The sequence below is a fragment of the Prolixibacter sp. NT017 genome (assembly GCF_009617875.1).
Taxonomy (GTDB): Bacteria; Bacteroidota; Bacteroidia; order Bacteroidales; family Prolixibacteraceae; genus Prolixibacter.
Genome location: NZ_BLAV01000001.1, coordinates 4,489,923 through 4,504,221, shown reverse-complemented (window position 1 = coordinate 4,504,221; position 14,299 = coordinate 4,489,923). Strand labels below are relative to the sequence as shown.

The 14,299-nt window shown below is 45.2% G+C and carries 14 protein-coding genes and 1 tRNA gene; 6 read left to right on the top strand and 9 right to left on the bottom strand.

Going from position 1 to position 14,299, the window contains the following annotated elements:
- Positions 1-173: 173 nt before the first annotated feature.
- From GJU87_RS18730 to GJU87_RS18715, 4 genes are all read right to left on the bottom strand, one after another.
- A tRNA-Val gene (locus GJU87_RS18730) sits at positions 174-248 on the bottom strand.
- Between the two features lie 101 nt (positions 249-349).
- Positions 350-1,642: an NCS2 family permease gene (locus GJU87_RS18725; protein ID WP_153640870.1), complete on the bottom strand. Its 1,293-nt coding sequence runs from the start codon at positions 1,640-1,642 to the stop codon at positions 350-352.
- A 26-nt stretch (positions 1,643-1,668) separates the two neighbouring features.
- Positions 1,669-2,349 (bottom strand): DUF5020 family protein, encoded by a 681-nt coding sequence (locus tag GJU87_RS18720; RefSeq protein WP_153640869.1) that lies wholly within the window; start codon positions 2,347-2,349, stop codon positions 1,669-1,671.
- A 299-nt stretch (positions 2,350-2,648) separates the two neighbouring features.
- Complete coding sequence (locus GJU87_RS18715; protein ID WP_153640868.1) at positions 2,649-3,314, bottom strand: DUF2461 domain-containing protein; 666 nt, start codon at positions 3,312-3,314, stop codon at positions 2,649-2,651.
- Positions 3,315-3,419: 105 nt separating this feature from the next.
- On the opposite strand from GJU87_RS18715, the gene GJU87_RS18710 reads away from it, so the two are divergent.
- Positions 3,420-4,121, top strand: coding sequence for a 2-C-methyl-D-erythritol 4-phosphate cytidylyltransferase (locus GJU87_RS18710; protein ID WP_153640867.1), 702 nt, complete (start codon positions 3,420-3,422; stop codon positions 4,119-4,121).
- Here the strand turns inward: GJU87_RS18710 and GJU87_RS18705 are convergent, their stop codons facing one another.
- From GJU87_RS18705 to GJU87_RS18690, 4 genes are all read right to left on the bottom strand, one after another.
- Positions 4,122-5,447, bottom strand: coding sequence for a peptidylprolyl isomerase (locus GJU87_RS18705; RefSeq protein WP_194831580.1), 1,326 nt, complete (start codon positions 5,445-5,447; stop codon positions 4,122-4,124).
- 9 nt (positions 5,448-5,456) lie between these two features.
- A complete protein-coding gene (locus GJU87_RS18700) occupies positions 5,457-6,272 on the bottom strand; it encodes a peptidylprolyl isomerase (RefSeq protein WP_153640865.1) in 816 nt (271 codons plus the stop codon).
- A gap of 76 nt (positions 6,273-6,348) precedes the next feature.
- Positions 6,349-7,176 carry a peptidylprolyl isomerase gene (locus tag GJU87_RS18695; RefSeq protein ID WP_153640864.1) on the bottom strand — a complete coding sequence of 276 codons (828 nt, stop codon included), beginning with the start codon at positions 7,174-7,176 and terminating at the stop codon, positions 6,349-6,351.
- A gap of 110 nt (positions 7,177-7,286) precedes the next feature.
- Complete coding sequence (locus tag GJU87_RS18690; protein ID WP_153640863.1) at positions 7,287-8,375, bottom strand: mannose-1-phosphate guanylyltransferase; 1,089 nt, start codon at positions 8,373-8,375, stop codon at positions 7,287-7,289.
- A gap of 356 nt (positions 8,376-8,731) precedes the next feature.
- On the opposite strand from GJU87_RS18690, the gene GJU87_RS18685 reads away from it, so the two are divergent.
- From GJU87_RS18685 to GJU87_RS18665, 5 genes are all read left to right on the top strand, one after another.
- Positions 8,732-9,472, top strand: a complete 741-nt coding sequence (locus tag GJU87_RS18685; RefSeq protein WP_153640862.1) for an ABC transporter permease — start codon at positions 8,732-8,734, stop codon at positions 9,470-9,472.
- Positions 9,469-10,248: an ABC transporter ATP-binding protein gene (locus GJU87_RS18680; protein ID WP_153640861.1), complete on the top strand. Its 780-nt coding sequence runs from the start codon at positions 9,469-9,471 to the stop codon at positions 10,246-10,248. Before GJU87_RS18685 ends, GJU87_RS18680 begins: the two co-directional genes overlap by 4 nt.
- Positions 10,249-10,688: 440 nt before the next feature.
- A complete protein-coding gene (locus tag GJU87_RS18675; protein ID WP_153640860.1) occupies positions 10,689-11,069 on the top strand; it encodes a DUF4296 domain-containing protein in 381 nt (126 codons plus the stop codon).
- Positions 11,070-11,085: 16 nt separating this feature from the next.
- Positions 11,086-12,255, top strand: a complete 1,170-nt coding sequence (locus GJU87_RS18670; protein WP_373921492.1) for an amidohydrolase family protein — start codon at positions 11,086-11,088, stop codon at positions 12,253-12,255.
- A 40-nt stretch (positions 12,256-12,295) separates the two neighbouring features.
- Positions 12,296-13,078: a radical SAM protein gene (locus tag GJU87_RS18665; protein WP_153640858.1), complete on the top strand. Its 783-nt coding sequence runs from the start codon at positions 12,296-12,298 to the stop codon at positions 13,076-13,078.
- 500 nt (positions 13,079-13,578) lie between these two features.
- Here the strand turns inward: GJU87_RS18665 and GJU87_RS18660 are convergent, their stop codons facing one another.
- Positions 13,579-14,181 (bottom strand): TetR/AcrR family transcriptional regulator, encoded by a 603-nt coding sequence (locus GJU87_RS18660; RefSeq protein WP_153640857.1) that lies wholly within the window; start codon positions 14,179-14,181, stop codon positions 13,579-13,581.
- Between the last annotated feature and the right edge of the window lie 118 nt (positions 14,182-14,299).

Sequence of the window (14,299 nt, the reverse complement as noted above, 5' to 3'; positions counted from 1 at the left end):
CATTATTTTACCTTTTTATTCAGGGATACTGTTATTCAACCAATAAGTCGCTCTAATCATTCAGTCCGAATAGCGGTTATTTCACCTAAATATCTCTCAATGTTATTTAACTCTTTCGTAGTCGATTTCAGGATTCCGGGTAGTCAAATTGTTGTGGTAAGCTAAGAAAAGTGTGGGACGTACTGGATTCGAACCAGTGACTTCTACCCTGTCAAGGTAGCGCTCTAAACCAACTGAGCTAACGTCCCTTTGTGGTGAGCCAAAAATAGAATATTTGACCGAATAAAAAAAGCCTTTCCAAAACTTGAAAAGGCCTTTTTTAGTAGTATATAACTGGAATAAATTCTTTCTAAACCAAAAACTTCAGAACGAATAAAACTGCCAGAACATACATAATGACACTGACATCTTTCATCTTACCCGACAAAACTTTGAGCAGTACGTACGAAAGCATTCCGAAAACAATACCCTCGGCAATACTGTAGGTCAGCGGCATCATAATGATGGTCAGGAATGCCGGAATCGACTCAGTGTAATCATCGAAGTTAATTTTCAGAATTGGTGACATCATAAACGAACCAACCAAAATCAGGGCCGGAGCCGTAGCTGCGCCCGGAACCATCAGGAAAAGCGGGGCCAGGAACAGTGCCAGAAAGAACATTCCGGCAACGGTTAGCGAAGTCAAACCGGTTTTTCCGCCTTCAGCCACCCCCGAAGCGCTTTCTACGTAAGTGGTAACTGTTGAAGTACCCAGCATGGCACCAAAAGTAGTTCCTACTGCGTCAGCAAACAGTGCTTGCTTCACACGGGGAACGCGTCCTTCCGAATCCAGCATGTTGGCTTTCGACGATACGCCCACCAGGGTTCCAACCGTATCGAACATATCAACAAACAGGAAAGTGAAGAGAATGATCACCATATCGAGAGAGAAAACTTTGCTGAAATCGAACTTGAAAGCGATAGGCGCAATGGAAGGTGGCAGACTCAGTACATGTCCTTCCGGAAGATGAGTCACGCCCAGCGGAATCCCCAATACAGTTGAAGCAAAGATACCAATCAACAGGGCACCTTTTACCCGCAAAGCCAGCAAAACGCCTGTGAGCAGCAAGCCGAAAAGGGTAACCAGCACAGTTGGTGAGCTCATATCGCCAAGGCCAACCAAAGTGGCGTCGTTATTCACAATCAAACCGGAGCCCTGCATTCCGATAAATGCGATAAACAAACCGATACCAGCCGAAACGGCATGTTTCAGGTTGATTGGTATGGCATTCACAATCAGCTCACGGATATTAAACGCGGTCAGAATCAGGAATATGATTCCTTCGATAAATACAGCCGTTAGGGCAAATTCCCAACTAAAGCCCATTCCCAGGCAAACCGTGAAAGCAAAGAAAGCATTCAAGCCCATTCCCGGAGCCAAGGCAAAAGGCAGGTTCGCCAGGAGAGCCATTACCAGCGTAGCAACGATTGAGGCAACAGCCGTCGCCGTGAAGAGCGCATTTTTATCCATCCCGGTTTCCGAAAGAATAGTCGGGTTCACCGCAAGGATATATGCCATTGTCATAAACGTGGTGATTCCGGCCACCACTTCGGTTTTCACCGATGTTTTGTTCTGTGTAAGTTTAAAAAGCTTTTCTAACATAACAGGTTATTTAACAATGTCCGGTATCAGAATGTCCATTTACCGGCAATGGTCGGATTCACCATAAATCCTTCATGTCCGCCAAAGTTGGTACTCAATTCAATCTCGCTACCTACCGAAAAATTCTTGGTCACGTTGTACCAAAATTGTGGTTCACTCAGGAAAACGAACTTGGTATTTTTATCCGCAAATGAATTATCCTCACGCCAGAAATCGGCAAATCCATCCAACGTCAACTTGTTGTTGAAAAACTGGAGTGTCCACACGCCAGTAACCTGAAAAGAGTTTTTGTTCTTTCCGCGGATGGTTTTGTACATCAATTGCAGAGTAAAAATCTTCGAATAATCAGCCGTGTTCCATGTGTAGTTTCCACCGAAAAGCCAGGCATCGTTAATCTGGTAAGCACCACCCGGGGCATACTGTCCGAAGCCACCGTTGTACTCCACATGGATTTCAAACGGATTATCCCAAAATTTGAGTCCGCGGGCAATTTCCCAGTAAGCCAAAGCAACCCCTTGCACATCGTTGGCACCATAGTCCATATCGATGAAGAAGAAGGTACTACCATACTGGTCGGGTTTGAACATTTCAACCGTCGAAGTCAAATACTTGCGGTCTTTGCCCAGGTCATAATGCAGCTGAATGTCCTGAGCTTCCAAAGCCGTAAAGGCCATCAGAAAGGAAAGAGCAAAAAGGATCTTTTTCATGTGATATTAGTTCATTTTACGTCACATGCAACGAACCAACACATTGCCAACCATTAGGTTACAATGCTAATGGCTTGTTTCATGAAATGAGGGTTTATTACGATAATCGTTGCAAAACTAATGAAATATCCCTGCGACGATTTTAAAAAATATTAACAAATCCGCCGCGAAATTAACAATATTTACAAATTGACTTACAGATTAGTAGGTCAGAACGATAGTTTGTAATAAATCTACATTTCAAAGTTCTTTTGCTTCTCCCGCTTTCACTGACAAACCGTGAAGAATTTGGACTGACTTCAGGACTTCAGATGATCATCGATGGCCTGGTTGAGGAAATGATTCATCCGGGAAAGGACTTTGAAGGTTTCCAATACATTTTCTATTAGCGATGGCGAGAGAATTTCCTCGTCAGTCAGATTACGGCCATAAGCGTATGATTTATTCCTCAGCAAATGAATGTATTCCCAGTCTTTCGGAAAATCGCGGGGAGCGGTTTTTAATTTGTCATCGTATTCATCGGGGAGATATCGCTGAAATTCGTGGTCGTCTTTTATTTCCATAAAGCCTTTCGGATCGAGATAGATTTCCTGCCGGATGGCTTTCAACCGGTCGGATGGCGGCATATAAACGCCTCCTCCCAGGAAAGAGCTTCCCGGTTGCAAATGCAGATAATATCCGGCATAGCCTGATTTTCGACCGCCGCGGGCAATGAAACTTCCGTAATTGGTTTTGTATGGACGTTTGTCGTTCGAAAACCGAACATCGCGGAAAATCCGGAACATGCAATCTTTCGGAGCGAGCATCGGCACCTCCGGATCGAACGTCCTGATTTCGTTATTCAGCAATTCGGTGAAAACCAAAAACTGGTTCCGGGTCGCTTCATAACGAGCCCGATTTTGTTCAAACCATTCGCGGTTATTATTCTTTTCCAAGTCATTCAAAAAGTCAAGAATCTCTTTCATGATAAAATGCTTATGCAGTTTCACCAAATTTATTCGAAATCACCGTAAGGTTTGTAAAGGGAAGACTAAATTTGCAGGGAAAACCGAAATCAGACCTGAATCGCCATGAACAGAACCGACTCACATTCGACGACACGTTCCGCCATTATTGTTGCCGGCGGCAGTGGCTCGCGAATGAAAAGCGACCGACCGAAACAGTTTCTCGATTTATTAGGCAAACCCGTCCTGATGTACACGCTCGAAGCGTTCCACCGGTTTGACTCATCCATGGAATTGATTGTGGTACTTCCTGCCGAACAGATTCCTTTCTGGGAACAACTGTGTCTGAATCATGACTTTGTCCTTCGTCATCGAGTTGTTTCCGGCGGAGATACGCGATTTCAGTCGGTAAAAAACGGTTTGTCTGCTTTGTCCGACTGCGATTTAGTTGCCATCCACGACGGCGTTCGTCCGTTGGTCAGTCAAACCACCATCAACGATTGCTTCGCGGTAGCGGAAAAACAGGGCGGTGCTATTCCGGTTCTGTCCGTTGTTGAATCGTTACGTAAAGGGACGATGGAAGAATCGGTTCCGGTTGACCGAAGTCGTTATTTTTCAGTGCAAACGCCGCAAGTGTTCCATTCGTCAACATTATTAAAAGCCTACGAACAATCTTACGATCCGTTATTCACCGATGATGCTTCGGTGGTGGAAAGTACTGGCTTTCGGGTTCATCTTGTGGAAGGAAATCGCGAAAACATCAAAATTACGCATCCGGTAGATTTGAAAATTGCCGAATTTTTCCTTTCCCTACCGGGAAGAAAATAATCACTTCAGGATACGAATACGCTTCACGCGAATATCGCGCAACGGGCGGTAGTATTTATCTACACTCACGGTATCGATCCGGTCCGCCACGTCCATTCCCGAAGTCACTTCACCAAAGATGGTATATTCGCCGTCCAGCGTGGGAGCTCCACCAATGGTTTTGTACACCCGGCGTTGCTCAGGCGAGAACTTGATGTGGTTCTCCTTTTCAATATCATCCAGCTCGCTATCGGAGTACTTTCTACCCACCACAATATAAAACTGACTTCCGTCCGAACGCTTATAATTGTTTTGACTATCGGGAAGACGGGGCACTCCTACCATTCCACGGCGGTGGAAATATTTCGGGTTGATGTTGGCCGGCAGTGTGTAACCCGGTCCTTTCCAACCTACCATGTCGTCGGGCTTTGCATGTCGTGTATCAGCCGCACCGGTTTGAATCACGAATTTGGCAATGACCCGGTGCCACAACAATGAGTCATAGTAATGCTCCCGGACAAGCTTCAGGAAATTGTCGCGGTAAAGCGGCATATTATTGAAAAGCTTGATGGTAATGTTACCATAGTCGGTTTCGACCAACACACCCTTGATTTTGGCATTGGCAGCACTTACTGCGGGAGGAACTTTCCCTCCCAGGCGCGAAAGCGGCTTCAGTGGCTCAGCCTGCTTCTTCAACAGCTTCTCAACAAGTTCAGCCGGAATGGCCAGGTAGTCCTGATCGATGCCGGCAGAATAGAGGTTGCCAACCCCCAACACCTCACGGTTCTTAAGAAAAACCGGTCGGCCACAGGTCGATCCATAAATCACGTTGGATATCCGGAAAACATGGTTCCCCTGTATGGTCGATTCTTCAAGCATTTTTCCCGTACCAACGGGAACCGTATTTCCCCGTATGGGATTAACCAGATAGGTCAGCGCAGCTTGCGGAACATGGCCTGTATACAATTTCAATCCGGGCCGGCGCAAACCTTTTATCTTCAGTAATACCAAATCGTTGATCCGATCGACTGCCAGAAATCCAGCCACCTCGTAAGTCTTATTTCCATCCAGCGGCTGCACGATGGCACGATTCGAATTTCCGAAAAACGAATAGAGGCTAACAGCCACACTGTCGTTCAAGAAGAAACCCATTCCCTGTTCCAGGCGACGTTTCCCATCGTAGGTGGTAACTGAAAAAATAGAGGGCAAGAATTTTCCAAATGAGACTTTCTCCGGCGCTTTCTTCTCGGTTTTTGTATCCGTTTCACCAGACGTATTGCCTTTTTTTCCCGAGCCTCCACAGGAAACCAATACTACCGCGAGCGTCAGAATCAACAGTTGTCTCATTCGTGCCATTTATTTGATCACTTTAATATTTAAAATTTTCACATCCGTGAGGGGACGAGCATTTTTGTCTGTCTTCATTGCAGCAATCTTATCAATGACATCAAAGCCATCAATCACTTCGCCAAAAACTGTGTACTTGCCGTCCAGTTCCGGATAACCGCCAACAGTTGTATAAGCTTTTCGCTGTGCTTTGGAGAACTTCAGTACGTGAGGGTTCAAAGCATATTCGGTTTCGATTTGTCCTTTAATTGGATTGGCAATCGCCCTGAATTCCTTCACTTTTTTCTCTTCTTTCAGCTTCTTCAGCTTAGCTTTAATTTCGGGTGTCAGAATCTGACTGACGATTTGCTTTTTGATGGGAACATTGTTTGCCAGTTCCATGGTATCCAATTCTCCCGGACGAAAAACACGTCCTTCGACAATATAAAACTGCGAAATATCGGATTGCTTGAACGGATTCACTTTGTCGGGTTGGCGGGGAGCACACAAAGCTCCTTTCTTGTGGAAATGGTTTGGACGAATCTCATCGTCGACCGTGAACGCCGGATCTCCATAGCCAATGCGCTTCCCCGGAGGCGCATTTCGCGAATCAGCAGCTCCTCCCTGAATCAAAAAATTATGAATCACCCTGTAGAACAAGGTTCCGTTGTAATATCCCTTCCTGACCTCCTGCAGAAATTTGTCGCGGTGCTTCGGTGTGTCGTTATACAATTTGCACTTCATATCACCGAAGTTCGTTGAGATAACCACAACATGTTCGGGCTGCTGAGCTTTAGCAGCAATTACTGCAAAAAATAATACCAACAAGAAAACGATCTTCTTCACAATCCGGTCTGTTTTTGAATGTTTTCCGTGAATAAAATGAAAATTGAAGAAACAGGCAAATAGCCTGACTTCTTCGCTAATCCTTCAATATTTTCATGCTCATCTTCACATCTTTCACGGGCCTGTCGTGCTCATCCGTTTTTACGTGAGCAATGGAATCGATTACATTCAGGCCTTCAATCACCTCACCAAATACGGTGTAGTTGCCATCGAGATGCGGAACGCCGCCAATGGTGGTATAAGTTTCCCGTTGCTGTCTCGTAAAGTGGAACGGATGCAAAGCGGCACTATCCTGAGCCTGCTTTTCCAGTCGATCGAGCATGTCCGCATACTCAATCTGCTTCCCTTGCTCCTGCAATATGCGTACCGAATCGGCCTTTTTCATAAACAACTGATGATAAATTGTCTGAGCTTCATGCTGCGTACGCAATGCTTCCAGCGAATCCAGGGCTTTCGGTGTAAATACTTTCCCTTCGACGATGTAAAACTGAGAACCGGACGAGCGTTTTTCGGGATTGGCCTGATCGCCCAGGCGCGCCGCTGCCAGGGCACCTTTCTTATGAATCAAATCGGGCCGGAATTCTGCCGGAAGGGTGTAACCCGGGCCACCGTTTCCCAACATCTGACCGGGCTCCGCATCCCGCGACTTCGGATCGCCGCCCTGAATCATAAACTCAGGAATTACGCGGTGGAAAAGCAGTCCGTTGTAAAATCCCTGCTTGACCAGTTTCAGGAAATTATCGCGGTGTTGTGGTGTTTCGTTGTACAACAACACTTTCATGTTGCCATATTCTGTTTTTATCAGTACGACCGGTCCTTTTTGTTTTCCGGTTTTACCGGAATGAGAACAGGACGCGAGGAACAGGATGGCCAGCGCCAGGAAAAGATGGATTTTTCGTTGCATAATTTTCAGATTTGATGCCTAAGGTATAAAAATCAGCCAGATCAGATGACAGGCAAAACAACAAAGGCCTCCTTTTGAGGAAGCCTCTTATTGTAATAAATATTTTGTGATTACTTTTTCTCTTCCGCCAGATTCACATCTGCAACAAACTGCCTGATTTGCTGCTCATCATCCTTTTTGCAAATCAACAGGGTATTGTCTGTTTCCACGACAATGTATCCTTCCAGCCCCTGGACCACCGCGGTTTTCTCACCTTGCATATTGATGATGCTATCTCTGGTTTCATACAGAAAAACCTTGTCTCCCCAAACGGCATTCTGATTTTCATCGACATGATGATTTTCGTGAAGGGAGCCCCAGGTTCCCAGATCGGACCAGCCAAAATCGGAACATAGAACATAAACGTTATCCGCTTTTTCCATAATCCCGTAATCGATGGAAATATTCGGACATTCAGAATACGCTTTATTGATGAAATGGACTTCATCCTCTGTATGGTAATATTTGTAGCCCTTCTCGAAAATGGTATTTACATCCGGAAGGTACTTCGACAATGCTTCGTGAATGGCTTGCACAGACCAGATAAAGATACCCGAATTCCAAAAGAACTCGCCCGTCTCCATAAACAGTTGAGCCATTTTCCGATCGGGCTTTTCGGTAAATGTTTTTACATGATACAGGTTATCGTAATCAGCGTACTCACAACTGTCTGCTACCTGGATATATCCGTACCCCGTTTCGGGCCTGCTTGGTTTAATACCAAGCGTTAAAAGTGCGTTATTCTTCTCGGTGAAATCCATGCCTTTACGAATCTCCTCCAGGAATGCATCTTCTTTCAAAATCAGATGGTCGGATGGAGCCACAACGATGTTGGCATCTTTACAGCGGCTAAGAATTTTATGGGTCGCATAAGCCATACAAGGCGCTGTATTTCGTCTGAGTGGCTCACACAGCACCTGGTCAGAATCCAGCTGAGGCAGCTGCTCCAACACCATTTCGCGGTAGCGCTCACTGGTTACTATCAGTATATTTTCAGCAGGGAATATCTTGTTGAAGCGTTCAAAAGTGAGTTGAAGTAAAGACTTTCCTACTCCCAGAATATCAATAAATTGTTTCGGTCTGTCTTGTGTACTGAGCGGCCAGAATCGACTTCCGATACCACCAGCCATAATGACGCAGTAATTATTGCAATTGTCCATATGAACGGTTTTGTACCAAATTTATCCAAATTTTTGCAAAGGTAAAGTCAAAATCCTTCAGGATGATCAAATAGCTAAGAAAAGGCAGATATAAGAGCATTCCTTAATAATTTTGTACTTTTAGATCAATGTATCAAAAAGGTTATCCATCCGATTCGGGTGGTTAGGAAAGAAATGTTCGGAGAAAATAACTACTGATATTCAACCTGTTATTTTATCCGTAAAACAAAGACACGCGCATATTTGTACAATAACAGGTTAAAGTGCCGGACTGAAAATCAGACCAGAAATTCAACAGAGCCTGAGCAAAGAATGCACGACAGAAAGCATTACAAAGAATCAGAAAAACCAGATATATGAAATTCTTCTTCCACCTGGGCCAGTATATGTTACTGATGAAGAAAGTATTCAGCAAGCCGGAAAAAGGCCGGATTTACTGGCGTCAGTTACTGGTTGAGATCGAAAAACTTGGAATCGATTCCATTGGTATCGTGGTAATCATATCGGTTTTCATGGGAGGAATTATCACCCTTCAGTTAACCTATAACCTGACCAATCCGTTTATGCCAAGCTACTTGATTGGGCTTGGCAACCGCGATACACTCATACTCGAATTCTCTTCGACGGTTCTTAGCCTGATGTTGGCCGGGAAAGTAGGTGCCAACATTGCTACCGAAATAGGAAGTATGCGAATCACCGAGCAGATAGATTCGATGGAGATTATGGGGGTCAATTCGGCTTCGTTTCTCATTCTTCCCAAAATTATTGCGGTAGTTTTTGTGAGTCCTATGCTTTTCATCCTGAGCATTGCGACGGGACTGGTTGGTGGTTTAATCGCAGGTCCAATGGCCGGAGTTGTCACAACCGCTCAGTATCTAAATGGTGTGACTTATGCATTCGTGCCTTACTATGTCACCTTTTCGGGATTGAAAACGCTGGTATTCGGTTTCCTCATTGCATCGGTGCCGGCATACAAAGGTTATTATGTCGATGGAGGTGCGCTCGAGGTAGGAAAAGTAAGTACGCAGTCGGTGGTAACAACCAGTATTTTAATTCTCTTTTTTGATTTAATTCTGACGCAAATCTTCTTCAAATGATCGAGATAAAAAACCTGTGCAAATCCTTCGAAGAACGCCCGGTTCTGAAAGATATATCCACCAAATTCGAGAAAGGAAAAACCAATCTGATTATCGGACAAAGCGGTTCGGGTAAGACCGTTTTGCTGAAATCCATTGTTGGCTTACTCGAGATTGATGAGGGAGAAATTCTGTACAACGGAGAAGATGTGGCCCACTTCTCAAATAAAGAACGGAAAAGTTTGCGGCAGGATATCGGCATGGTTTTCCAGGGCGGTGCGTTGTTCGATTCCCTTACGGTAGAAGAAAATGTGCGCTTTCCGCTCGACATGTTCAGCAAGCAAACAGAAAAGGAAAAGCTTGAACGGGTTAACTTCTGCCTCGAACGGGTTGACATCAAAGGTGCCAACGAATTATATCCGGCGGAGATTTCGGGAGGGATGCGCAAACGTGTAGCAATTGCCCGGGCTATCGTGCTCAATCCGAAATACCTGTTTTGTGACGAGCCCAACTCGGGTCTCGACCCGATGACCTCCATTCTGATTGACAACCTGATCAATCAGATTACGCGCGACCTGGACATCACGACCATTATCAACACACACGATATGAACTCGGTAATGGAAATTGGTGACAACATTCTGTTCATTTCGCATGGAGAAAAATGGTGGGAAGGGAATAAAAACGAAATTCTTTACACGTCGAATGAGAAGCTGAACGACTTTGTTTTTGCTTCACCGCTTTACCGCGAGATGCGGACGCTGAAAAAGCAGGAATTAAAAGACGAACAATCATAGAATAAAAAAAACGGTAGCCGCCAGACTACCGTTTTCCAGCTATTCCACACGTATTTACAGACCTTCAACGGACAACCGGAAATTCGAACCATCCGCTGTCGGTCGCTCACACTCTCTCGTATTCTGCCGGCCGGCATTTCATCGACTATTATGTCGTCGACGAATCCTACTCGTAATTTACCCGGCCAACTCTTACCTCACTATTTTAATTGAACTTCTTCGAAACCAATGTCAAAAATATATTTTTCGCTGCCCCTAAAGACTGACGTTTGTTACCCTTTTGCGATAATATGACATAAAACAGCAATTGCGAGGATAAAAATCGCCCCGTCATAACCCAAAACAGACTCTTTAATACGGTGGTCCCCCAATTTTCAGCAACTTTAACATTTGTCTTTCATGCAATGGGTAAGTATCTTTGGTCACATTAAAACAGAATCATGCGGACAAAAATTTTCATACTCATATCGACGCTATGGCTGCTGGCTTCGTGCTCCGACAGTAATAAAATTCCGAAAGGAATTCTCCCTCAAAAACAGATGGTGGATCTGCTGGTCGATATGCACCTCTCGGAGGCCATCAACGGTCAACGATTCCGACTCGATCAAACCACCAAAAATTTTTCCAACGACCTTTATTTTTCCATTTGCAAGAAACACGACGTCGACCCGGATGTATTTGCCAAATCGGTGCTCTACTATGGCAAACATCCCGAAAAATATGATGCCATTTACGACCAGGTTCTGAACCGGCTTAACGAGATGGAAGAACAGGCAAAGAAAGAAGAACCCAAACTCAAGCCCGACGATGGCAAAAAATAAGTTCGCAGCTCATTACATATTCACCGGTAACGGAAAAGTTTACAAAAACGGGATCGTTGTAACCGAAAAGGATGGCACCATTAAAGAAATCATCGACACCGGTGGTCAACTGCCGGAAAAAGCCAACGTAAAATTTTACAGCGGAGTTATCGTTCCGGGATTCGTGAATGCGCACTGCCACCTCGAGTTATCGCATCTGAGAAATACGTTTCCGGAAAAAACCGGCATGGCCGAATTTCTTTCGCGCATTGTCAAACAACGCGAAATACAGGAAGACCTCATCAAAGAAGCGGCCCGGATTGCCGACGCTGAAATGCAGCGAAACGGAATTGTGGCGGTGGGAGATATTGCCAACAATCCACTGGCTTTCGACACGAAAAAATCGTCGCCTATTCAGTATCACACCTTCATCGAAGCATTAGGATTTTCTCCCGCAAGAGCCGATGCAGCTTTTGAATACACCTCACTCTTGCAGAAGAAAGCGTTCGCCCTTGGAATAAATGCTTCGGTTGTTCCCCACGCACCTTATTCCATTTCGGAGCAACTTTTCCATAAAATAGGTGAACTGGCGTTAGAACAGAACGCGATTCTCACCATGCATAACCAGGAGAGCAAAGAGGAAAACGAACTCTACCAAACGGGAAAAGGCAAGATCGCCAAGCACATCAGGAAAAATCTCGGCATCGATCTAAAATCGTTTCATCCTACCGGGAAGAATTCGCTGGAAAGCGTATTGCCGTTTTTGCCGGCCTCGAGCCAGTTACTCCTCGTACACAATACGTTTACCGGAAAAGAAGAACTCGATTGGCTCCATGCTAACCGCGACGAGGGGAAAACATCGCTGGTGTTGTGCCCCAATTCCAATTTATTTATCGAAGATCGTCTCCCGGATGTGGAACTACTCCGCTCCAACGGACTGAGTATCTGCCTTGGCACCGATAGTCTGTCGTCCAATCATTCGCTGTCGGTACTCGACGAAATGATTACCCTTCACCAGTATTTCCCCGACATACCATTCGGTGAACTGGTGCAATGGGCTACCGGAAACGGCGCGAAAGCCCTTCGGATGGACGAGCAACTCGGTACGATTGCACCCGGGAAAAAACCCGGTCTGAATCTCATCACCGGCATGGATTTGCAACAACTGAAATTACTGTCGGGATCGCGGGTAAAACGGCTAATCTAAATTGACGAAGAATTTCCCATCTTTGTAGCAAATTATTGCCATGTCCACATTTCTTTTCGACCAAACTATTTTCGGCCCCGTCAAAAGTCGCCGACTAGGGGTTTCGCTAGGCATCAACCTGCTCCCCAACGACACCAAAGTCTGCTCGTTCGACTGCATCTATTGCGAGTGTGGCTGGACTCCACACAAACGGGAAAAGAAAGCCGAACTACCTTCACGGGAAACCGTTGCCCGACTGCTGCGCGAAAAACTGGCGGAGATGAAAAACGCGGGGGAAGCTCCCGATGTGTTGACCTTTGCAGGAAACGGAGAGCCGACACTTCATCCCGATTTTGCTGATATTATCGATGACACCATCTCCATCCGGAACGAATACTTTCCTGATGCCCGAATAGCAGTCCTTTCTAATTCGACCATGTTGCACAAACCGAAGGTGGTAGAAGCACTGAAAAAAGTGGATGACAACATCCTGAAACTCGACTCGGCTATCCCCGAAACCATCCAGTTGCTCGATTGCCCGCTGGGGCGTTTTCACTTAGTGGAAGTGGTAAATAACATGAAGAAATTCGAAGGGAAGCTGACCGTTCAAACCATGTTTATCCGGGGAGAGTTTTCGGGCCACCAGATTGACAATACTACCGAAGAAGAGCTTTCGGCCTGGTTGAAACTGTTGGCAGAAATTAGCCCTGAACGAGTGATGATATACACCATTGCCCGTGATACGCCCACACAGAATCTTTCGAAAGTGACGACTGACGATCTGGAAAAAATTGCCACCCGCGTGAAGGATAAATTGGGTATTGATGTGCAGGTAAGCGGGTAAAAAGTCTCCCGCATCCATTCGAGCTGTTCCCTTTGAACCTCTATACAGTATTTTTTCATCCCGATTGGGCAATTTATCGTTTCCATTCCCAAAATCACGGAAGTACATCGTTAGTGTACCCCTTGTATCCTGAAAAATAGAGCATCACTTCGTTGATCCGGAGGATCGATGCGATAGATTAGCGTTTCGAAGCTCAATATTTAAACATCCACGTGATAAATTAGTACATCGACGCTCAATTTTACCCTCTCGATTACGCAATTTAGCTCTTCGATTGGGCCGATTACTCAAATTTTTGGCAAAAAGACCGAAATGAATAGGTTCATCAGCCAATCGTTTGGCAAGCAGACCTAAAAATTTGGCAAAAAGACCGAATCGTTTAGGTCCCGAACCCAATCGAAAAGGTAAAAGACCTAATGGATTACGTTAAACAGAACGGTGATAGCACAAAAAAACCTGCCGGGAATCGACAGGTTAGGTTCTTTTATCTTTCCGGGAAATCAATCCCTTTTCATGATACCATAGTTGATGATACGGACAATCGCATCCACACTTTTCTCCAGATCGGTTGATTTGTAAGGACCGGCCGAAAGCGGCATTTCCAGTCCGCGAATCGCGGTCGTAATCCCGATGGCCACCAGCGTAAAATCACGTACGGAAAATTTCCCACGACGGGCGCCTTCCAGCAAAATACGCTTCATCATCCGAATTTCTTCCTGGTCGTATTGCGACTTGATTTTATCCACAAACTCCACCGCAGCCAAATCGTTTTCAATGGCGTTGTAGAAATTCGCCAGCTGACGGTAGGTGGTAATTTTCGTCATAATATAGTCCTTCAGCTTCTCTTCAGGACTAATATTCTTCAAGAGCACCTTCGATAATTCAGCCCGGAGTATGTCGGCTTCCTTCTGCACCACTTCCTGGAACAAATCCTCTTTACTGCTGAAATAATAATACAGCGAGCTTTTACCTTTCCTGACGGCATTGGCTATGTCGTCAAGCGTGGTTTTTTTGTAACCATATTTACTAAAAATCTCCTGTGCAATGGTCAGAATGTTTTCCCGAACGGCATCGCGCTTTGAACTTCCGTTTTCAGTACTCATTTCTATTTTACTTACTATTTGGCCAAATATAGATGATTTTTTCGAACTTTCGCCCCGACTGTTCAGCACAAGATAACGAAAACACCTGTAAACCAACCCAAACCACTGGGAATTTTAT

What these genes read in the sequence shown, in the direction of transcription:
- GJU87_RS18685 (WP_153640862.1), top strand. Translation starts at nt 8,732, where the DNA reads ATGAAATTCTTCTTCCACCTGGGCCAGTATATGTTACTGATGAAGAAA.
- GJU87_RS18725 (WP_153640870.1), bottom strand. Translation starts at nt 1,642, where the DNA reads ATGTTAGAAAAGCTTTTTAAACTTACACAGAACAAAACATCGGTGAAA.
- GJU87_RS18695 (WP_153640864.1), bottom strand. Translation starts at nt 7,176, where the DNA reads ATGCAACGAAAAATCCATCTTTTCCTGGCGCTGGCCATCCTGTTCCTC.
- GJU87_RS18660 (WP_153640857.1), bottom strand. Translation starts at nt 14,181, where the DNA reads ATGAGTACTGAAAACGGAAGTTCAAAGCGCGATGCCGTTCGGGAAAAC.
- GJU87_RS18710 (WP_153640867.1), top strand. Translation starts at nt 3,420, where the DNA reads ATGAACAGAACCGACTCACATTCGACGACACGTTCCGCCATTATTGTT.
- GJU87_RS18715 (WP_153640868.1), bottom strand. Translation starts at nt 3,314, where the DNA reads ATGAAAGAGATTCTTGACTTTTTGAATGACTTGGAAAAGAATAATAAC.
- GJU87_RS18665 (WP_153640858.1), top strand. Translation starts at nt 12,296, where the DNA reads ATGTCCACATTTCTTTTCGACCAAACTATTTTCGGCCCCGTCAAAAGT.
- GJU87_RS18705 (WP_194831580.1), bottom strand. Translation starts at nt 5,447, where the DNA reads ATGAGACAACTGTTGATTCTGACGCTCGCGGTAGTATTGGTTTCCTGT.
- GJU87_RS18680 (WP_153640861.1), top strand. Translation starts at nt 9,469, where the DNA reads ATGATCGAGATAAAAAACCTGTGCAAATCCTTCGAAGAACGCCCGGTT.
- GJU87_RS18720 (WP_153640869.1), bottom strand. Translation starts at nt 2,349, where the DNA reads ATGAAAAAGATCCTTTTTGCTCTTTCCTTTCTGATGGCCTTTACGGCT.
- GJU87_RS18690 (WP_153640863.1), bottom strand. Translation starts at nt 8,375, where the DNA reads ATGGACAATTGCAATAATTACTGCGTCATTATGGCTGGTGGTATCGGA.
- GJU87_RS18675 (WP_153640860.1), top strand. Translation starts at nt 10,689, where the DNA reads ATGCGGACAAAAATTTTCATACTCATATCGACGCTATGGCTGCTGGCT.